Origin of the sequence: Enterococcus sp. 9E7_DIV0242 (assembly GCF_002140975.2) — a bacterium.
GTDB lineage: Bacteria > Bacillota > Bacilli > Lactobacillales > Enterococcaceae > Enterococcus_L > Enterococcus_L clewellii.
In genome coordinates this window covers 1,372,954-1,394,130 of the sequence record NZ_CP147247.1, presented here as the reverse complement: position 1 = coordinate 1,394,130, position 21,177 = coordinate 1,372,954, and the positions used below count along the sequence as shown (strand labels likewise).

The following is a 21,177-nucleotide window of genomic DNA, read 5'->3' as shown; positions in this document are numbered from 1 at the left end:
TGAAAGGAGGCGGCAAAGTGGCAATAGAAAAAATAGCAATAGATAGAAAAAGTTTAAAAGCAACGGAAAAAGAACTGGCTCAAATATCTTCTCAAATCAAGCGATTGAATAAGGAAAAACTTGATGTAAAGATGGATATGAAAACGATGCGAGAAACTAGCGTAGAAATCGAAACGATGAATACGCAGTTGGAAAATCTCAGTTCAAAAAAAGCTGTTATTAATACAGATGCTAAAAATATCACTGAAACCAACATGCAGTTGATTCAACTCAATGAAACAATACAGCATATGGAGAGTGTAGATATTTCTTTAGATGTAGCCGTAGATTTAGGCAATGTCGCAATGGATCTGGAAAATATTGGTAATGTGATTCGAGAGCAAAGTACAAAATTTATTGAAGAAACCGCTAAATCCATAGAAATAGGAGCAGCTGCCCTAAAAACCATTGACGAAAAAGTATCAGGTGACATGAGTGCGATGCTGCCAAAATTAGCGAACATGGGGATCGCCATAGCTGGGATGGGCGTGTTGGCTGGTGTAGCTGGAAGTTTTTCAGCCTCTAATCCAGAAGCAGCAGCGGCAGGCTTCTCAGCAATCAAAGAAATCAGTAGCTTACTTGAAGAAGCCGCAGTATCACTAAAAGAAGTAGGTGATAAGGTACCAACGGATGTCGGAGCGATTGTAGCCAAGCTAGGAAGTATTGGCGTAGGAATTCTAGGTATGGGGGCTCTTGTAGCCGTTGCCGGCACACTCTCTTCAGGACGTGAAAAAGAAGCCAAAGCAGGGTTTCAAGCAATTAGAGACATTTGCGTTCTATTAGAGGAAGCTGCCGAGCCTTTGCAATCCGTGGGAGATAAAGTACCGACTGACCTTGGTGCAATGGTTTCTAAACTAGGAAGTATGGGCATTGCCATCGTTGGGATGGGTGCTTTAGTGGTCATTGCCTCAAAAATCCCGGAGGGAGCAGAAGAGGGCTTTAGTAAAATCCTAGACATTAATATCCTATTACAAGAAACAGCTGAAACGATGGGAATGATCGCAGAGAAGATTCCATCTAACCTAGGTGAGATGGCGTCTCGTTTAGCGAGTATGGGTATAGCGATTGTTGGAATGGGTGCGCTTGGCTTGATTGCTATGAAGCTTCCTGATGGCATTCAAGAAGGCTTTAATAAAATTCTGGATATCAATATCTTATTACAAGAAACAGCTGAAACGATGGGAATGATCGCAAAGAAAATTCCATCGAACTTAGGTGAAATGACGTCTCGTTTGGCAAGTATGGGCATAGCAATTGCCGGTATGGGTGCCTTGGGTCTAATAGCATCTAAGCTGCCAGAAGGAATCCAAGAGGGCTTTAGTAGGATTTTAGATATCAATATCTTATTACAAGAAACAGCCGAAACCATGGGGATGGTCGCAGAGAAAATTCCAGCGGATTTAGGCGAAATGGCGTCTCGTTTGGCAAGTATGGGTATAGCAATAGCTGGAATGGGTGCACTGGGATTAATAGCGACTAAGCTACCGGAAGGAATTCAAGAAGGCTTTAGTCGAATTTTAGATATTAATATCCTACTACAAGAAACAGCCGAAACGATGGGAATGATCGCAGAGAAAATCCCATCAAACTTAGGTGAAATGGCGTCTCGTTTGGCAAGTATGGGTATAGCAATAGCCGGAATGGGTGCACTGGGATTAATAGCGACTAAGCTACCGGAAGGAATTCAAGAAGGCTTTAGTCGAATTTTAGATATTAATATCCTACTACAAGAAACAGCCGAAACGATGGGAATGATCGCGGAGAAAATCCCATCAAACTTAGGCGAAATGGCGTCTCGTTTGGCAAGTATGGGTATAGCAATAGCTGGTATGGGCGCGTTAGGATTAATAGCAACTAAGCTACCGGAAGGAATCCAAGAAGGGTTTAGCCGAATTTTAGATATCAATATCTTGTTACAGGAAACAGCCGAAACGATGGGGATGGTTGCAGAAAAAATCCCATCGAACTTAGGTGAAATGGCGTCTCGCTTAGCAAGTATGGGTATAGCGATAGCTGGTATGGGTGCGTTAGGATTTATTGCCAGCAAGTTGCCAGATGATATTCAAGAAGGGTTTAGCCGAATTCTAGATATCAATATCCTATTACAGGAAACAGCCGAAACCATGGGAATGATTGCTTCAAGCATTCCTTCGGATCTAGGAGCGATGGCTTCTAAACTAGCGAGTATGGGGATTGCCATCGTCGGCATGGGTGCTTTAGTAGCGATAGCTGGGGCATTGGCTAAGAAATTTCCAAAAGAAGCAAAAGCTGGATTAGAGATGATGTCAGGTATTACGACTCAATTGATGACAGCTGCTGAAGCGATGGCGTTAATCAACAGCAAGGTTCCGGCCAACTTAGAAGTGATGGTTGAAAAGCTTGCGAGTATGGGCATAGCGATAGCCGGTATGGGCGTACTGGTTGGTGTAGTTGGTAAGTTTGCAGAAAGCAATCCACTTGCAGCACTGGCAGGATTAATGATCATAGGTGAGATTGTTAGTCTGTTGACGGATACGGCCGAAGCAATGAAACAAATTGATGAGAAGGTACCGGGCAATATCGAACAAGTTGCTGAAAAGCTGGCAGCTATGGGGATCGCTATTGGTGGTATGAGTGCTATTGTAGCAGCGGTGGGAGCGCTAGTATCTACTGGTATTGGCGCATTGATAGCTGGTGCAGGCTTAGCGACTGTTTACGCAGTAGCAGCAGAATTGATCCATGTTTCTGAAGCAATCAATCAAATGGACCAAAATGTACCGGATGATTTATCTGGCATTAAAGGAAAAATAGAAAATATTGCTGCCGCAATCGGTTATTTTACAGAAGCAAACCTAGGCGGAGTAATGGATTTATTTGAAAATGCAGTAGGCGTATTAAATACTGCCGTTGCAGCCGAAGGAATCATGAAGCTGGCTGAAGTTGGGCAAGAACTTCAAAAATTTGAAGATATTACGATTCCTGATAATATTGAAACAAAAATTAATGAAATCCAAGGCGTATTTAAGTATTTACAAAAAGGCGTTGGCTTCCTAAAAGAATTCGGTCAGGTTCTTACTGGCGGTAAAGTAGATACAAATATTGGTGAAGATGCAGCCAAAGCAATTGGCAATTTGGCATCTGTTGCAAAATCTATTCAAGAACTAGAGAAATTCAATATGAAAGATCCGAAGGCAGTTGAGAAAAAAATCAAAATGCTTCAGGATACCTTCCAACATTTCACTAAAACAAAAGGCTTATGGGCTGATATTGGGAATTTCTTTGATGGTGGAGATATTGATACAGATATTGCTAAAAAAGCTGCGGATTATGTGACTAATTTAGTAAAAATTGCTGACCAGTTGGCAAAAATTGAAAAAACAACCTTGAACTATGGAACAGTTTTATCAAAATTGCAGATTATTCAGGATGTGCTTAAGAGTTTTGACAATTTTGATGTTAGCATGGAAATAGATAGTCAAATATTAACTGATACGGTAAGTAAATCTGATTTACTAAGCCAATTGGTTGGACATTTAGAAACGATTATGAACTTCAAATTTGATGATGGTGCTGTTGGAAGATTCAAGGTTACTGTTCAAAGTATTAAAGATGCTATTGAAGAGGTTATGAGTACAGACTTTACTCCCAAAGATGAAAATGGTAATCGAAAAGAAATGCCTGATTGGACTTGGTCAATGGAACAGGATATTCAACAAGCCATTGATAAATTGACGAAACTAAATGGGATGGGCGAACAATTAAGAATCGCATTAGATTATGGCTTTGACATGGGTAGTTTTGACCGATTTGAACAAGCGATGCTACTTATGCAAGAAGGAATCAGTCGAGTATTGAAGACTGATTTTACTCCAAAAGGTGATGATGGAGAAGACTTTGATTTTGGAATTTGGGATGAAAAGACATCACCAATTGCAGTAGCTGTACAAAAATTGACTAAATTGAACGATATGGCAGCCCAATTAGAACTTGCACTTGGATTTAAGTTTGATGATCAAGCAACTACTGATTTTTCTGATACACTAGGAAAAGTTGGCCAAGCAGTTCAAATGGTTGCATCGTTCAAGCTCGGAGACTATGGAAATGGTACATCAAGTGGTACTCCGGTGAGAAAACGTGGTGGGGATCAGGAAGTTGGAGAAGATTTTGGCAACTCAGGTGATAGCGGAGCTTTAACAGGAGATAATTTTGAAGTTGAGGTTGATAATGCTACTCAAAAAGTAACTCAACTAAATGGTTTGATAACGTCAATTCAAAATGTTCCTTTATTAAGTCTTGAAGAATTCCAAGCAAAAACATTGGCTGTTAAGCAATGTTTAGCTGAAATCAGTTCATTTGTTATGGATGAAGAAAACATTAACAATGCGAAAACAATTACTAGTAGTGCAGATGCATTTACTAAATTAGCAGAAGAATTGAAACTGTTATTGCCTCAATTTACAGAGTTCGGTCAAGGATTTGCAACGAATATCATGTCCCAATACAACAATGATAAGCCTGCTGAAAAGGTAAAAGAAGATTTTACGCAATTAGAAGTAGATTTAAGAGCGTTGATAACAAAATTCCAAGAAATTGGGACTGGCTATAAAGAGGGGTTGGTAGATACAATAGTAGCGGCAATTCCAAGTATAGGAGATAAATTAGGGGAAGTTGTAGATGGAATAAACACAAAAGATTCTCCAATGATGACTAAGTTTAGAAATATTGGCGCTGAACTTGGAAATGCTATAATTGCAGGATTTTCTGCAGCGGTTGAAGGGCTATATGTTAAAGTAGGTAGTTCAAATACTCCTGATTTTGACATAGCTAAGGTAGGCTTTCAAGCAAAGGGTGGTTTAGTTCCACAATATCTTGCTTCTGGTGGCTTAGCAAGTATTTTTAAGAAAAAGGGAACCGATACGATACCGACTATGCTAACTCCAGGCGAGTTTGTTCAACGAAAAGCGGCAGTTCAATCATTTGGACTTGATTTTATGAGTCGCGTAAATAATCTAGATGTACCAGGTGCATTTAGAGCATTGACGAATCGATTCGGTATGCAGGGAATGATGCCAGCTGTATCAACAGTTGTCAATAATATCAATCACACAACAAACAATGCAAATAGAGTTACTCAACATGTGGTTGGTGGAAATGCTGATTATTTGATGAAACGAGTAAGTCGTTATTTGAGATAACAGGAAGAATGTTAGACTAATTTTTGAGGTATATGAATTTTCGTTTGAAAAATGAATTTCCTCCAAAGGTAATATATGTTAAACTACAACTAGTAATATTTATCTATTGGGAGGAAATAAAATGAAGAAAATTATATTTGCAGTATTTGTAGCTGTATTTACAATAGGGCTTTCAGCTTGTGGATCAAATGGGGGAAAAACAGAGAACACTTCAGTTTCAACAACTAAACAGAGTATTAAAGAAAGTACCGAAGATAGCTCTGCTAAAGAAGAAAAAAAGATGGAGCAGATGGAAAAAAGTTTAGATGAAAAGAATATTAAAATAAGTTATCTAGATGGATATTTATATTTAACTAGAGAAAAAGGAATAGATTATGACTATTTTAAAATGGTTTTCAAATTTGATACAAGTAAAAATGAAATATTTGAGGTAGGGCTTGAGTTAATGGGGAATATTGATGGTAAAAAGAAGGATTATTTGTACTATGGGGTAAGTAACGATCGAATAGTTGAAAAATCATATAAGAATACTGATATTAATGCAATAGCAGAAGTTTTAGAAGACATGAATTATTCAGATCAAGAGCTATTAGAATTTGCTCAATGGTACTATGATAATAATAAATAGTAACTACTTAGAACAAGAATCTATTTCTGATTCTTGTTCTTTCTTTTCCCAAAAAAAGTTCGACAATGAAATTGTTGTTTTCCGATATCACTTAACCTAGATTATTCATGTGTTTTCTCTATATTCATAATCTTCAAGCTGTTATTTCTACTCATTTCTTTAAAAATTAATTTCCTCTAAGTAAATTTTTTATGCTAAACTACGAATAGTTGTGTGAAAAAGGAGGAAATAAGATGAAAAAAGTAGTATTAACTTTGGTAACATTAGGTGCATGTCTAGCTTTGACAGCCTGTGGCACTAGCGAGAATAAATCAACAGCTTCCAGTTCAACTGTAGAAAGTACAGAAGATTCTAGTTCAAAAGAAGATAAGAAGATGGAAGCAATGGAAGAAGACCTGAGTGAAAAAGGTGTAGAGGTTGAATTTGGTAGTGATCATAGCTATGTATGGTTTACCAGAGAAAAAAGTATGGATTATGATTATTTCAATTTGAAGTTTGTCTTTACAAGTAATCCAAACGAAATTTTTGAAATAAGGCTCACACTAAAAGGAAATATTGATGGAAAGGATAAGGATCCTTTGTATTTTAGTGTAAGTAAGGGAAGAATAGTTGAGAAAAGTGGTTCGGACACTGATATCAATAAGCTTGCTGATATTCTTGAAGAGCTGGATTATTCAGATCAAGAAATATTAGAATTTGTTCAATGGTACCATGATAATAAAGAGTAATGGTTTAGAACAAGAATGAAAACATTCTTGTTCTTTCTTTTCTCAAAAAAATTTTGGCAATGAAACTGTTGTTTTCTGGTATCACTCAACCTAGATTATTCATGTATTTTCTTTATGTTCATAATCTTCAAGCTGTTATTTCTACTCATTTCCTTAAAAATTAATTTCCTCTAAGTAAATTTTTTATGCTAAACTACGAATAGTTGTGTAAAAAGGAGGAAATAAAATGAAAAAAGTAGCATTAACTTTGGTAACAATAGGTGCATGTCTGACTTTGGTAGCTTGTGGATCAAATGGGAACAAAACAGAGAAAAGTTCTGCTTCAACAAATGAACAAAGTACAAAAGAAAGTACAGAAGATTCAGCTACTAAAGAAGAAGAGAAAATGTCGAAAATGGAAAAGGATTTGAGTGATAAGGGCATAGATTATATGTTGAGTAGCACATATGGTTACTTATATTTCACCCGAGAAAAAGGTATTGATTCAGACTGTTTTCAAATGAGGTTTATGTTTAGTGAAAAAGCTGATGAAGTCATGGAGGTTCAGTTAGAACTTAAAGGTAATATCGATGGTAAAAAGAAGGATTTACTATATTATGATGTAAATAAAAATCGAATTGTAGAATCTTCTTATATGAACACCGATATTAATTCTCTAGCAGATGTTTTGGACAGTATTGGTTATTCGGATGAAGAAATATTAGAATTTGCCAACTGGTATTGGAATAGTAATAAATAATAATAACTCGGGACAAGAGTAAAAATACTCTTGTTCTTTCTTTTTTCAAAAAGTTTTAATATTGAAACTGTTGTTTTCCAATATCACTCAACCCAGATTATTCGAGCGTTTTCTCTATATTCCTAATCTTCAAGCTGTTATTTCTACTCATTTCCTTAAAAATTAATTTTCTCTAAGTAAAAATTTTATGCTAAACTACGAATAGTTGTGTAAAAAGGAGGAAATAGTGTGAAAACTAATCCATCTAGGATAAGAAGCAGTCCAATAAATAAAGCGCACACCAAATAAACGTCAAAAACGACAGGTCCGACGATAAAAAAGTTATTTAGATGAGTGGTGCTAAGTCTTTTCTAACAAAATCATCTGGTAATAAACCTTCTGAAATGAGTAGTTTGGTTGCTTGTTTAAGAGCTTTATCTTTCTGCTTTTGAATAAGATTGTCTGGCATGTCAATCTTATACAAGTCAGTCGGATTCCAAACTTCTCCAGTCGAAAGCATATGGTAAATAGCTGTAAGCATCATCCGAGCGATTGCGATGATCGCGCGCTTTTTACCTCGTCGTTTATAAATACGCTCATATTTTAAACGGTAATAGGGATGCTTCTCTTTCGCTTTTACCGCAGCGTGAGCACACTGGACAAGTGTTGGTTTTAAATAAACGCCAGCTCGAGAGATGCGGACAGATTTCTTTTTACCAGCAGATTCATTACTACTAGGAGAAAGTCCTGCCCAGCAACATAATCTTTTTGACTGTGAGAACTGAGACATATCAATGCCAATTTCAGAAATAATTTGGATAGCTGATTGGCGACGAATCCCTGGAATCGTCTCTAGTAGTTGAATAGCTGGTTCGTAGGGTTCAACCATTTGGTCCAATAGGTAATCAAGGAAGCTAATCGAGTGATCAAGGTAAGTTTTGTGTTCTTCAATCAGTTGAATTCGAATAATCTGTTCATTTGTAAAAGAGTAACCTTCAATTGATTGGATGAGCTCCTGTCCTTTAGGCTTCATGCTTCCATGAAGCAAGTCGAGCACATGATTCGGATCAAACGCTTTACTTGAAATCAAATAATCTCGGACTCTCTTAGAGCTGACACCAAACATGTCAGAAACTACAGAGTCCATGGCAACATTACCAACGGTAAAGGCATTTTGAAGTCGATTTTTCTCGCTAGAACGATGACTGACTAATCGGGTCCGATAACGAGTAAACTCACGCAAGACTCGAACATCTTTTTCAGGGATAAAACTGCCTCTTACCAATCCCATACGGAATAGTTCGGCAATCCATTTGGAGTCCTTCTTATCATCTTTGTTTCCTTTTACTGCACGAACCCATTTGGGGTTCGCAATCGTGACGTTCATCACGTCTTCAAGCAAATTGGAAACGGGGACCCAGTACTTACCGGTACTTTCCATACAAACATCGTAGCACTTGCATTCTAACAGCCAGTCTTTCAATGCCAGAATCTGGTTGTTAAAAGTTGAAAATCGTTTTTTCTGATAATGCGGCGTTAATTCGCCAGCTTTCGTGGTGATGACGGTAGCTATTAAAAAGCTTTTGTGCACATCAATACCACAACAAACGGGATAAACGACTTTCATGATTCTTCGCCCCTTTCTATAAGTAGCGGAGAGGCAGTGACTGGCCGGGGCAGCATTTAACAGAAGTTGTTAAAACAATGATTAGTGTGCGGACTCTAACGTTCCACTCATTTGTGCTTGAATGCCCTGGCCTTACACTGGTTAGAATACTGGTTTAAACCGGAGGTTTCCTACAACTTACCTCACCGTGCTTTGTAGTGTGCCTCTCCTAGTTCCATTATAAACTGAAATCCGCATCAGTTTTCATTACTATTTGACTCGATGAGCGGAGCGAGTCGAGATGGAGGTTAGAATGAAGAAAATAGTATTGTTGGGATTAGTAGTTACCATAGCGGTTGGATTATCAGCATGTAAATCGGAAGGTAACAATGCGAACGATATGAATAATTCTACGGAGCAAGTTTCTAATAAAGATAATGAGAAGATGGAACAGGATTTGGATGAGAAGGGTGTAGAAATTGATATAAGCACTACTCGAACTGATCTAACTCTTACTAGAGAGAAAAGTACGGATTATGAGTATTTTGAACTGTATATTGATTTTGATGGTAATACAGATAAAATTTTTGGAATAACACTTGATCTTAAAGGTAGTATTAGTGGAGAATCTAAGGATAGATTGTATTATCAAGTGAGTAAAGGAAGAATTGTGGAGGACTCTACACTCAATAGTGATATTGATGAGCTAGCTGAGGTGTTAGATAGCCTAGGTTATTCTGATAAAGAAATGTTGGAATTTTCTAGGTGGTATTATGATACTAATGAATAGTAGATGTTTGGAACAAGAATCTATTTTTGATTCTTGTTTTTTCTTTTCTCGAAAAGTTTTTGACAATGAAACTGTTGTTTTCTGATATCACTTAACCTAGGTTATTCATGTGTCTTTTCTATATTCATAATCTTCAAGCTGTTATTTCTACTCATTTCCATAAAAATTAATTTCCTCTAAGTAAATTTTTTATGCTAAACTACGAATAGTTGTGTAAAAAGGAGGAAATAAAATGAAGAAAGTAATATTGTTGGGATTAGTAGTTACCATAGCGGTTGGGTTATCAGCCTGTAAATCGGAAGGTAACAATGCGAACGATAAGAATAATTCTACGGAGCAAGTTTCTAATAAAGATAATGAGAAGATGGAACAGGATTTAGATGAGAAGGGTGTAGAAATTAAGTATAGTGATTATGCTGGCGATGTTACAATGACTAGGGAAAAGAGCATCGATTATGATTACTTTGAATTATTGTTTGAATTCAAAGAGAGTAACAATGAAACTTATAAAGTAGTTCTTGAACTAAAAGGAAAAATTAGTGGTGAAAAGCAAGATCGGTTGTTTTATGAAATAAAAAAGAAAAAGTTAGTAGAATCTACGATAGATAGTAATAGTGATATTGATAAACTTGCAGAAGTGCTAGATAGCCTAGGATATTCAGATCAAGAGCTATTAGAATTCGCTCAATGGTACTACGATAATAACAAATAACTGAAACTTGGAACAAGAGCTACAACTGCTCTTGTTCCTTTTGTTATTAGTAGTTTTGCTACTAGATAAGTGAAACGATAGTGTTTGCGCTAAAGATAGAACAATAAGGTGAGGCTGTTTTAGGAAGAACGGAAGATAGTTGGATATATGGAAGTGTTGCTTTCCATCGTTGCTACTTTGGATCTGCTTCGAGGAACAGTCTTTTTGCTTTTCTTAAGATTTTGAATAAACCCTTTTTAAGAAAGGAGAAGGATATGACAATTTTAACAAGAAAATATGTCCAATTTAATGACCTTGTGATCGATAATTATGAAATGCTGCAATCCGCAGATTTAGGTGGAGGGTTCAAGAACGGGACTGTAGAATACAGTTTTGGTCATGGGAGCTATGCTGCATTCAAGTCGCGGCAGCATTTTTCTACAGAGCAGTCATTGAGTATGACGCTAAAATTGGATACTAGAAAATTAGATTGTGAACAGAAAAAATTTTATAAAGATTATGTATTTATGAACATTATGCACGCCGGAAAGCTTTGGGCGATAGAAGGGGATCAGCTGCTATGGACCAATGCGTTTGTGAAGGATTATAGTGAAACGTATTCTACTGAACGCTATGTTGTCAATATTGATTTAGATTTTGTATTATATGAAGGGATTTGGCATAAGGCCGACTCGAAAAAGGTTTTTCTTCAGCCCTATAGTGCGTGTAATTTTGCCGAGTGTCTGGATTTTCGTGAGGTGGATGAGTGCCAAGATTGCTGTGTTTCTTGTTCAAAACCAGCGAAGGAGCCATGCGCGAAATGTCTTTGTGAATGCGAATTTCTCAAGGCAGAGCATTCTCTTTGTGAGCTGAAAAAGGAAGTCGCGCTCAATTTCTATAGTCACTGCGGGGACAGCTATCGGATCATCTATAATTGTGAAGCCGGGAAAAAAATCTGGGATGAAGAAAAAATGCTTGGACATAAAATTTGTAAGGAAGAACGTTGTAAAGATATTATTGCCGGTCAATTCTATAGTGATACAACAGTTGATAGTGACAGAATCACAATCACGTTGATTGGTTCAGTGATAGATCCGATAATTACACTAAATGGAAATTCAATGCAGATTTTAGGCGAATACAATGGGAAATTGACATTGACCGAAAGTGGAGATATCTATTATTTGGCAGATAAATGCTGTCCGGAAGTAATGATCGATATCAACCAGCTAGTTATCTCAGAAGGAAATACGTTTGGATTCAATGTTCATCATGGAATGAACGGACTGATCGTAGAAACGAATGAATGCTGTAAGATGACATGTGTCTATGTAAAAGTGGATAGACTGACGATTTAAGCTGTAAATTTACTATCGTTCAATGTCAAAGGATAAAAATGAATGTTGGAACAAGAGCGGTTGCAGCTCTTGTTCCTTTTCTGCTTTCTAACCCAATAGACGTGGCCGCTTGGAACAAACTAAGCGAGTGTTTCGATGTAAGTGTGATGCCAACAAATGGAAGCAAGTCACTCTATTGGAGAAGAGCAGATTGGTTTTAGAGGAATAAAAATAAATAGATAGCAATAAACGAAGGAGAGAGACAAATGACAAACTATTGTTCAGCGTGTGAAGATTTAAAAGGCTACGCACCAGATTTTATGCTTAAGGGAATAACAGACAAAGAATGCAAGAGTCTGCAGAATAACACTGGACTCAACCCTGACTTAAATGTTCTGCACACAAACTGTGAGGATTTAAATGATATGCTGGACTGCCTGATTGGAGGGTTACAGGAAGATTTACCAGCCTACGATATCTGTGATTTGAAAAAATTCATAGAAGAATTTATCAACAATCAAATGATTATGAACAAGGCACTGATCTGCTCGGATTGTGGCCAATGGACTGCGATCGATCAACTCACTGATGCTTTGATCAAGATCATCAACAAGCTAAAAGAAATCGGTGTTTGGGAAGGTGGTCTGGAAGGCGACTTCAAACCAGGTATGGGGATTGCCGGAGGTAATATCAACTTGTTTGGTGGTTCTCTTGATGGGAATTATTGGATCAAGACGAATAAGAACAAAACTGAAAATGATCTAGCAGGCGGAATCAATGCTGCATTGCTAGCTGAGCTAAAAGAGAGCCTTAAGCAAGAGCTTCGAGAAGAGATCATGCTTGAGTTAGAAAATTCCAATGGTGGTGAATGACCATGGCATTAGAAAAACAATTTTATTTATCATCAAACGTATCTTCAAAGTCAATGGGGAATGCTGTAGCTCCTTGGTATTTGAATTATTCAAAATCAAACTGGTGGTATGATGGCTTGGATTCTTCAAACTATTTCTACAGCATCAACTCTGATAACGTGTATATTCAATACGGTCAGAACCTGGGAACCGTTCCTTGGGCATCCGCGCGATTTTTTGGTCAGGAAGTAGTTGTCAACAATGAAACGGAAAATACGGATGGTTCGATAACTGCCAATGTGACGGTTACACCTTTATGTTTTTCCGGTCGACGAAGTGATTATGCTGCCCCTGTTGGATTCAGAGTAATCTACGACATAAGGATCAATGGTGTCAGAGTTTATTCGTTCAACGGTTCAACAATCGATGAATTTACGAATGGCGCAGGAGCGCCACAAACCTTTGTTGTAACAATACCACCTGAATCTCGGGCAACGCAAACGGCTTTAGAAGTGAACATCACTTATCCTGATGGCGAGTATCCCAATTCTACTACTGTTACGGGATTTGTACTGTATAACCCTAATCCGCCCGCTTTTCGACCAATGGCCATTCGAAAGTCAGGGAAATGGAAATCGTTAAATAATCCCGGAGGTTATTGGATGATTCGCAAAGGTGGAATATGGCAGGAAATACCATTGATGAACTATTCGCAAGCCGGTAAAGATAATGTTGGTACCTCGCGAATAAGAAAATCTGGTCGTTGGAAGGGTCAATCAATATATGGCGAGTGATGCAGACGATAGATGCCATATTTAAGGTGCCTCCATTAAACTTCTATTAATAGTATTTTGGTGGAGACTGTCTGAACGAAAGACGGATTTTTTGACTCGCTTTTCGTTATAAAATAGTAGTATCAAGAAATAGGCAGCGAGTATTAATGATTGCCATATTTGAAACAGAAATGAATCAAGATTCGTATAACACACCTCTGGGAAGCATATTTCCAGAGGTGTTTATTTGTCTCTATCCAAAACGTATCAACTATTATTTCGCAGAAAAAGTGATGAATTTCGTTAGAAACGAAATTGTTCTTTTCTGTTTTTTTATTAGAGTTGACAGATTGGTTGATGAGATTCTTATCAAAGGGCGAATTGAGATACTCTTGTCTATTTACCATAGTTGTAGAAATAAAAAAGGAACTTCTAAACTAAAAAAGCAGGAAGTTCTGGTAGGAAAAGGAGATGAAATGAATGGCTGATTATTGTTCCGCTTGTGGAATGCTAAAGGAATATGCACCAACTATTCTCACGGATGGTGTGACGGATAAGGAGTGTAAAAGCTTACAGAATGACACAGGATTGAATCCGGATTTAGATGTTCTGCACACCAATTGCGAGGATCTAAATGATTTGTTGGATTGCTTACTTGTGTCATTGCATGACAAACAGGTCGCCTATGATTTCTGTCATTGGAAAGAGTATGCAGCCGAGCTGATGGCTAATCTATACACCCTTCAAAAAGCGATGATCTGTAGTGAGTGTGGCCAATGGATCAAGTTACACGAGCTAGAAGATTCGATCAATAAATTATGGGCGAAAATGGCTAAGGTGGAGGAAGCACTGGATGCCTTGGCCGCTCAACGCTGGGAAGTCGATGCTCGTCATGTGATTCAAGAGCAGGTGCCCGAATTATATATTACTATCGATCGTTCTGGAAAATTTGAATTTAATTGGACGGATTGGGATATGAGTGGTGGCGTTATCACAAACCCTATGGGGCGCGGGAAATTGACTGGGAAAATCAATTTTGGGATGACTCAGGAAAATGGAATGACTGCGAAATGGCAAGTGCGAAGTGTGACCTTGAGTAATGTGTCTTATACGACGTTAAATGTTCGCAGCTTAGAGTTTGTTATCAAATTCTACGTGCCAACAATTAATGGTGGGAATTTGGAATATGAACGAGCACATAACAGCTTGACCAGCTTTTCCGATACTCTTAATAAAACGATCCCCATTAATTTGAATGGAAGCTTGGGACCAGGGCAAGACACTGGCTGGCTACAGATTTTTACCTTTAAAGATCAAGGCTTAGTGTTGAGCAGCATTGTAGATGGTCAAGTCAAATTTATCAATAATAACAAAACTTCGGTTCCTCCATATATATAAACTCTATTCAATAAATAAGTGACGTGTCTCTATTCTTAGTCAAACAACAGTCAAAGAGCACGTTTCATGGAATAAGTAATTTAGTAGAGAGATCGTTGGAAGAGACCTAGAAAAGGAGAGAAAAAAATGGCTGAACATTGTGAAGCATGTGAAAACTTAAAAGAATATGCCGCAAATTTTATTATCAATGGGATTACCGATAGAGAATGCAACAGTTTGCAGAAGGATACGGGATTAAATCCTAAATTACCTGTTTTGCATAATAACTGTGAAGATTTAAATGATCTAAATGATTGTTTGCTTGGTGCGTTGGGAGATACATTGGCTGAATATGATGTCTGTGATTGGAAAGAATTTATGTCTAAATTGATGACAAACCTTCAGCTGCTTAATAAAGCGATGATTTGTAGTGAATGTGGCCAATGGGTGAAAATCCATGAGCTAGAAGATTCAATCAATAAGCTGTGGGAAAAAATGGCAAAGGTAGAGGCTGCATTGGATGCATTGGCAGCGCAAAATTGGGAAGTAAACGGCCATTACCAAATAGAGTATTCAACGCCTGGCATGAGTGTATCGATCGATCGAAGTACAGGGAACTTTGTGTTTGTTTGGTCTGATTGGCTAAATGCTTCTTATACGCAGCGTTTAGGCCGAGGTCAGGTGACTGGAAAAGTGAATTTTGGGATGGGACAGCAAAGTGGATTGAACGCAAAATGGCAGATTCGTAGTGTGACTATTAATACATGTAGCTACACAACAGATAATGTCAGTGGCGTGAATACATTTGTAATCAATCTCTATGTTAAAGATGATAGCGAAACTCAGATATATCAGCGAACACATAATGCAATGGCAAGCTTTACAGATTCGATCAATAAGACGATCCCGATTAGCATGAATGGTGTCGTTACACCAGGCACTAGCAGCGGTAAAATCCAGTTTTGTGAAGTGTTCAATGATAATACAGCAAGTACCTTGGATGATCGGGCAAATGTCCAAATTGAGTTTGTAAATAATAATCGAGTAGCACTACCGCCGTATATTTAAGGAGCTGATAAAGATGGCAAGTATTAAGGCAATGATCAACTGGATGGAACAAAGAAAAGGAAAAGTGACTTACAGCATGGCGAGTAGACTTGGGCCAGCTAGCTATGACTGCAGCTCGGCTGTCTATTTTTCTTTAGTTGCCGGTGAATTTTTAGCTGCTGGAACGATGGGAAATACAGATACACTCTTTGGTCATCTGGAAAACAGTGGCTGGAAACAAGTAAATAGTCCGCAACGAGGCGATGTTTTTGTCTGGGGAAGTCGAGGTGCTTCAGGAGGGGCTGCCGGCCATACCGGTATTTTTGTAGATGGCACCTCGATTATTCACTGTAATTATGGGTCGAATGGTATTTCGATTGATAATTACGCAGCCAGTCGCAATTATAGCGGGAATCCGCCGGCAACAGTATATCGCAATACAACGGCTTCAGGTAGTGTTCCAGTAGCTGAAAAGGTGAAGACTCCAGAGGAAAAGAGAGCGTGGGCAGTTGCTGATGTATTGAATGGGTTAGGCTATAATTTCATTTCGATTGCAGGTATTTTAGGAAATATTGATGTTGAGACGGGAGGAACGATGGATCCCGATACCGATCAGAAAAATGGAGCGGCTTATGGATTGGTTCAATGGGATGGTTCCAGTACAGCAGTTGTTCCTCCTTTAACTAGGGATGGTCGTGCTTATGTTCAGAATATGCTTCGAGCAGCTGGAATCAGTGGTGATTATACGAGTGCGGAAGTACAAAGCCGTTTGATCGATTGGGGTATGTTCAATGGTCAGTGGATTGGAGCCGTTGAACCAAAGTCGGTTGAAGGCTTCAAGAATGTTGGGGATGTAGAACAAGCAACAACAGCTTTTCTGAAAAATTTTGAGCGAGCAGGTACTGAACATCATCAGAGGCGAATCGATGCAGCAAAGCGTTGGCACAATTTCTTAAGTGATTTGCCTTCTGATTTTGATGATTTTGAAAGCTTTGAAACGATGACGAATGTTGGTTCTTTGGATTTTCTTGGTATTAAGGAAGGAAAAGTCGTCGCCCAAGGATGGCATTTTAGCTCTGATAAGGCAAATGAAACCATTGTTTTTATCAATGCAGAAACAGATGAAGAGCTTGGGCGCGTCGAAGCACCTATCGTTCTTCGACCAGATGTAAAGGAAGAACATCCTAAAGTGATTGGGGTCGAAAATTCCGGTTTTGATGTCAGCATCGCAGTTCCAAATGATACAGCGGTTTATGTAAAAGGGATTCGGTCAAATGGCTCGGCGGTCGATGAGCTTATTTTTGATAAAATAATTATCTTTGAGCAAGCGTTTGATATTGATATCGACCCTTATGCTAAAAGCAATACTAAATTCTTTTTTGAAATATTGGAAGGCGGTAAGGTGATCAAACGAGGGACAAAAATTTTAAATACCCTTAGCTGGAGCAATGAACTAATGTATGTTCCCACTACTCAAATCACTCTTCCAATTGACTATATCGACTATATTAATGGTCGGGAAGAAATCAAGCTTTATATCAACAAAAAAGTCTTTCATGGAATCGTGACCGACTATTCACTGGATAAAGAGAACGAAACATTATCTGTCAGTTTGGCACATGTCATTTCTGAATGGGAATATCGACAGATTTCAACGAATTTAGCAGCGAAAAATCGAACAGTCAATGATATTTACAGTACGCTGGATTTTCGTTACCCAGGCTGGAATGTGAATTATCTCCAAGATTCTGCTTTGCGAGTAGTTGACTATGTATACAGTCGACAGAATAAGTTGGAAGGCCTGAAGAAAACATGTGAATTGACTTCAGATCTGTTTTGGCGTGTGGGTTTTCATTTTGGCAGAGCAGTAGAAATCGGCTCTTTTGGTGAGAAGAAGCCTTATATTTTTTCTACAAAACCAAGTTCACGACAGAATATTCGAATTATTTCTGAACCTGCAATCACTCACGATTTTTCCCATGTTATCAATATGGCTACTGTTTATGGAGAAAAATCAGATTCTGGTATGTCTAGCATGAGTCTACGGGAAATGTATGAAGACAAAGCTGGTCAATACCCGGAATTTCCAGTAGTGATTTTGAAAAAGAACATCAATAATGAGCGTGGCTATGATTATATTGAATTTAGTAAGCTGGCACCAAATACTAATTTAGAATATTCAGTGATCGATACAGAGAGCATTGCTTTGGAGTCTGGAAAAGCGATCGAGGGTTCCTTTTCATTTAATGATTTAGCACCATTCAACACAGAACAAGAGGAAGAGACGATTACAGATGAAGACCGAGTACAGGCGGCTAAAACAGCGTATGATGCAGCGGTAAAAAAATTAAAGCAATCGCGACGCAGCTATCAAATTAGTATTACCGTCGAAGAGTTGCCCGAAGATATCAATGTCGGAGATAAAGTACGATTACTTTATGATAATCAGCAGCTGATAGTAGCGGAGTGCTCAAAATATATGAAGAAAATTCTTACAATGGATGACTGGTTCTACATTACCAATATTAGTTACGAGATTGATTCTACAGGTATGGAACACAACAGTCTGACGTTAGAAAAATTCCTTAGAATCGAAAGGGAGAGTGGTCAGCAATGAGAATAACTTATGAATCTGCATTAGGCAAGCTAGCAGAGCGTGTGGCTGATCGGACAGAGGAAAATCGACAGGGACAGCTTCAAAGAAGAAATCAGGTTGTTGATATTTACGGTATGGAATTTACACGGCAAGGTGACACCAATCATCCTGCCACTTTTTATATCTCAGTAAGTCCAGACATTGTGTATTATGAACGATTTGAATTCAAAATCATTGTCCAATCATTTGCTATGCCTATTGCTGGAAATGGTGCAACTGGCCCGGCGTCAGTAACGTTGGACAGTACTTCTTTAAGCACAACTGGAACAGCTATTTCTCCTAATCCTCACAGCCATACCAGCCCTCCACATAATCACCCATTAGATGCGGGTATTTCTCTAGTCACCAGTCAAGTGGAGGCGTTTGAAATATGGATCGAAGGAATTGATGTGACGCCGTTTTTGAAAGCCCAACATTCTGGAAAATGGATAAATGGTGAAGGGGTATTTCCCGAAGTAGGGCTGAAAAATTATGATTTGCTCGACATCATTGGATTATTGGATCCTTGGCAACAAGGCGTGATTCTTGCTCCGGGATACAAAAAAGTAGAACTGAAAGGGAAAGGGATATTTAATGCCACATTGGTAAATTATTTGAAATATTCCCATGTGAACAGGTGATGGTATGAATAAGTACGATGAAAAGGCAAAACGAATGCAGGCACACTTAGCAAATCATCCGACTGATTACCAGACCGTAATCAGTTTGTTCAAAGCGGAAAGTGATTCCATTGACTATGAACGTCAAACGAAAAAAAACTTGATGTTGAGAGAAGTTTCAAAGTATAGAAAAAAGGGTGAGACCGATGGAAAATAAACATTCAACAGATGGATTGGCAGAGGATCTAATCAGAAGCTTTGTCCAGATCGCTAGTGCAGAAATGCATGCGAAAACACTACTAGAAAAGCGAACGTCGGAACTAGAAAATGGCTTGATTGATATTGATAATGAGCAAGTACTGGAAAAGCAGTTTATTGCAATCAATAGCTTAAAGGAAGTAATCAATGATTTAGCTGAACTTCGCCGTGGGGACATGCTTTATCTTTTTGATTTGTATGGAGGCAGAGGCGATAAAGAACAATGGTGTACGGTCAAACATTTAGGGATCGCAATGATGACCGCTTTTGAAGCATGGCAAGCTAGTGACATGGACGAGCAGCTTTTGTCCGGTTACTTGAAGAAAAATAAATTGTTTCTTCGATCAGTAACAGAATTTTTAGGCGTAGAGGTCACCGAATGCGCGGCTTGCTTCGCAGATATATTGAAAGGAGGAACAAATGAATGAAACAGCCAAGTATATGTAATTCCAACCAACAAAAACCATCTTTGCCTGAATTTTGTGATGATGGACTTTGGGAAGTACCGGTAGATAGTTTATCAGATATCAAACAAGCAAATCGCGATCATGCCTATATCTTACCGGATAATACACTCTGGGTATTGAGTCATGATGGGAAAAGATTTATTCAGCTAAATCTACAAGGAGGAAGTGGTGGTGGACAACCAACGCAAATAGAGAACAGTGATGGACTAATCAATGTTTCGGGCAGCGGCACCTATGCGGTCCACCTTGATTTAGATAAGGAAAAGTTGAAAAATACGTTGGCAGTTGATGTGCTATCTGATGAAGTGAAACAGCATGTTAGTGATAGGGATATACACGTAACTGTAGCAGAAAAAGCAACATGGAATGATAAACAAAATAAATTGATAGCTGGTGAAAATATCACGATTCTTGACGATGTTATTTCATCGACCGATAGTCAGAAAGTTACTGATCATCTGAATAATGTGAACATTCATGTGACAGCGACAGAAAAGGCGGAATGGTATGCCAAGCAAAATGCATTGATAGCAGGAGAATATGTCACTATTTCTGATAGCCAAGAGATTCGCGCGGAAGGCTTAAGCCATGAGTTGCCGATCGTCCGTTATTTCGATTGGGATAGCTATGGAGAATCTGTTGTTACCATTCGATTGGAAGGAAATACGTCAAATATTTTTGAAGTAAGATTCAATAATGAGCATATCAAAGGCACCTATCAAAGCTGGAATTTCATGACGGAGTATAAATTTGATCTTTCCAGTATCTTCCCACAAGGAAAATATATATCGATTCATAAAATTAACAGTGGCTTGATTTTATGGAAATATGATTTGCGTAATGCTATACCAGATTGGGAGAATGACACGCCGCTTAGTGTCGGGTATATCAAAAATAAGCCTGATTTAAGTAAGAAGCAAGATACATTGGAATCAGGAGTGAATATCAAAACGATCAATGGTCAAAGTGTTCTAGGAACTGGTGACATCACTATTTCAGGTGGCAGTGGAGAAAAAGTTTTCATCGTCAACAAGCTAAATCCGCTAGAAGATGCTTCCTATAGTACCAATATAGATCATATTTCAGTCAATCTTTCAAAAACAAGCAGAAATGAATGGCTTTTGACTGTGACGAACAACCATACAGAGCAGGCCACAGTGGCTTATCACTTTTCTGCCTTTTACTCAACAGCTTTGCAGACAGGTGGGAATACAAGTTCTTTGATTACGTTGAATACAGGTGAGACCAGTCCAATTTTAGATGTCGATAACCTGGGATTAGGCTATGGCTCTGCAAAGCTTTCAGTCTATGAGCACTATATTCACGTTCATTACAGTTCGACACAAGAATCGAATTACTATAAGGTTGTTTCTTTACTTGATAAGAGTATGTCGGAATGGCATTTACTGTCGTATATTGAAAAAATTATTTAGAGCTA

At 38.3% G+C, this 21,177-nt stretch carries 17 protein-coding genes; 16 read left to right on the top strand and 1 reads right to left on the bottom strand.

All coding sequences use genetic code 11. The features are described from left to right. The first annotated feature begins 17 nt into the window (after positions 1-17). The 4 genes from A5888_RS06455 to A5888_RS06440 all read left to right on the top strand — a co-directional run bounded on the left by A5888_RS06455 (position 18) and on the right by A5888_RS06440 (position 7,308). Positions 18-5,213: a hypothetical protein gene (locus A5888_RS06455; protein ID WP_339102003.1), complete on the top strand. Its 5,196-nt coding sequence runs from the start codon at positions 18-20 to the stop codon at positions 5,211-5,213. A 121-nt stretch (positions 5,214-5,334) separates the two neighbouring features. Continuing rightward, positions 5,335-5,841 carry a hypothetical protein gene (locus A5888_RS06450; RefSeq protein ID WP_339102002.1) on the top strand — a complete coding sequence of 169 codons (507 nt, stop codon included), beginning with the start codon at positions 5,335-5,337 and terminating at the stop codon, positions 5,839-5,841. Positions 5,842-6,074: 233 nt separating this feature from the next. Beyond that, positions 6,075-6,569, top strand: coding sequence for a hypothetical protein (locus A5888_RS06445; protein WP_339102001.1), 495 nt, complete (start codon positions 6,075-6,077; stop codon positions 6,567-6,569). A gap of 226 nt (positions 6,570-6,795) precedes the next feature. Further along, positions 6,796-7,308 (top strand): hypothetical protein, encoded by a 513-nt coding sequence (locus A5888_RS06440; RefSeq protein WP_339102000.1) that lies wholly within the window; start codon positions 6,796-6,798, stop codon positions 7,306-7,308. A 325-nt stretch (positions 7,309-7,633) separates the two neighbouring features. Here the strand turns inward: A5888_RS06440 and A5888_RS06435 are convergent, their stop codons facing one another. Beyond that, entirely contained in the window at positions 7,634-8,914 is a 1,281-nt protein-coding gene (locus tag A5888_RS06435) for an IS110 family transposase (RefSeq protein ID WP_086349540.1), read from the bottom strand. 292 nt (positions 8,915-9,206) lie between these two features. Here A5888_RS06435 and A5888_RS06430 point away from each other — a divergent pair, with 292 nt between their 5' ends. The 12 genes from A5888_RS06430 (at position 9,207) to A5888_RS06375 (ending at position 21,172) form a co-directional block, all read left to right on the top strand. Continuing rightward, positions 9,207-9,683, top strand: a complete 477-nt coding sequence (locus A5888_RS06430) for a hypothetical protein (RefSeq protein ID WP_339101999.1) — start codon at positions 9,207-9,209, stop codon at positions 9,681-9,683. Positions 9,684-9,915: 232 nt separating this feature from the next. Continuing rightward, positions 9,916-10,395 (top strand): hypothetical protein, encoded by a 480-nt coding sequence (locus tag A5888_RS06425; RefSeq protein ID WP_339101998.1) that lies wholly within the window; start codon positions 9,916-9,918, stop codon positions 10,393-10,395. 254 nt (positions 10,396-10,649) lie between these two features. After that, positions 10,650-11,732 carry a hypothetical protein gene (locus A5888_RS06420; RefSeq protein WP_086350262.1) on the top strand — a complete coding sequence of 361 codons (1,083 nt, stop codon included), beginning with the start codon at positions 10,650-10,652 and terminating at the stop codon, positions 11,730-11,732. Between the two features lie 245 nt (positions 11,733-11,977). Next, entirely contained in the window at positions 11,978-12,583 is a 606-nt protein-coding gene (locus A5888_RS06415) for a hypothetical protein (protein WP_086350261.1), read from the top strand. A gap of 2 nt (positions 12,584-12,585) precedes the next feature. Beyond that, positions 12,586-13,356 carry a hypothetical protein gene (locus A5888_RS06410; RefSeq protein WP_086350260.1) on the top strand — a complete coding sequence of 257 codons (771 nt, stop codon included), beginning with the start codon at positions 12,586-12,588 and terminating at the stop codon, positions 13,354-13,356. A 459-nt stretch (positions 13,357-13,815) separates the two neighbouring features. After that, positions 13,816-14,733 carry a hypothetical protein gene (locus tag A5888_RS06405; protein ID WP_086350258.1) on the top strand — a complete coding sequence of 306 codons (918 nt, stop codon included), beginning with the start codon at positions 13,816-13,818 and terminating at the stop codon, positions 14,731-14,733. A gap of 126 nt (positions 14,734-14,859) precedes the next feature. Beyond that, a complete protein-coding gene (locus tag A5888_RS06400) occupies positions 14,860-15,780 on the top strand; it encodes a hypothetical protein (protein ID WP_086350257.1) in 921 nt (306 codons plus the stop codon). Between the two features lie 13 nt (positions 15,781-15,793). Beyond that, entirely contained in the window at positions 15,794-18,376 is a 2,583-nt protein-coding gene (locus A5888_RS06395; RefSeq protein WP_086350256.1) for a phage tail tip lysozyme, read from the top strand. Continuing rightward, positions 18,373-19,035, top strand: a complete 663-nt coding sequence (locus tag A5888_RS06390; RefSeq protein WP_249274525.1) for a hypothetical protein — start codon at positions 18,373-18,375, stop codon at positions 19,033-19,035. The genes A5888_RS06395 and A5888_RS06390 overlap by 4 nt, the downstream gene beginning before the upstream one ends. Positions 19,036-19,039: 4 nt before the next feature. Then, positions 19,040-19,231, top strand: a complete 192-nt coding sequence (locus A5888_RS06385; protein ID WP_086350255.1) for a hypothetical protein — start codon at positions 19,040-19,042, stop codon at positions 19,229-19,231. Then, positions 19,221-19,700 (top strand): hypothetical protein, encoded by a 480-nt coding sequence (locus A5888_RS06380; RefSeq protein ID WP_086350254.1) that lies wholly within the window; start codon positions 19,221-19,223, stop codon positions 19,698-19,700. The genes A5888_RS06385 and A5888_RS06380 overlap by 11 nt, the downstream gene beginning before the upstream one ends. Beyond that, positions 19,697-21,172: a hypothetical protein gene (locus A5888_RS06375; RefSeq protein WP_086350253.1), complete on the top strand. Its 1,476-nt coding sequence runs from the start codon at positions 19,697-19,699 to the stop codon at positions 21,170-21,172. Before A5888_RS06380 ends, A5888_RS06375 begins: the two co-directional genes overlap by 4 nt. Positions 21,173-21,177 lie beyond the last annotated feature (5 nt).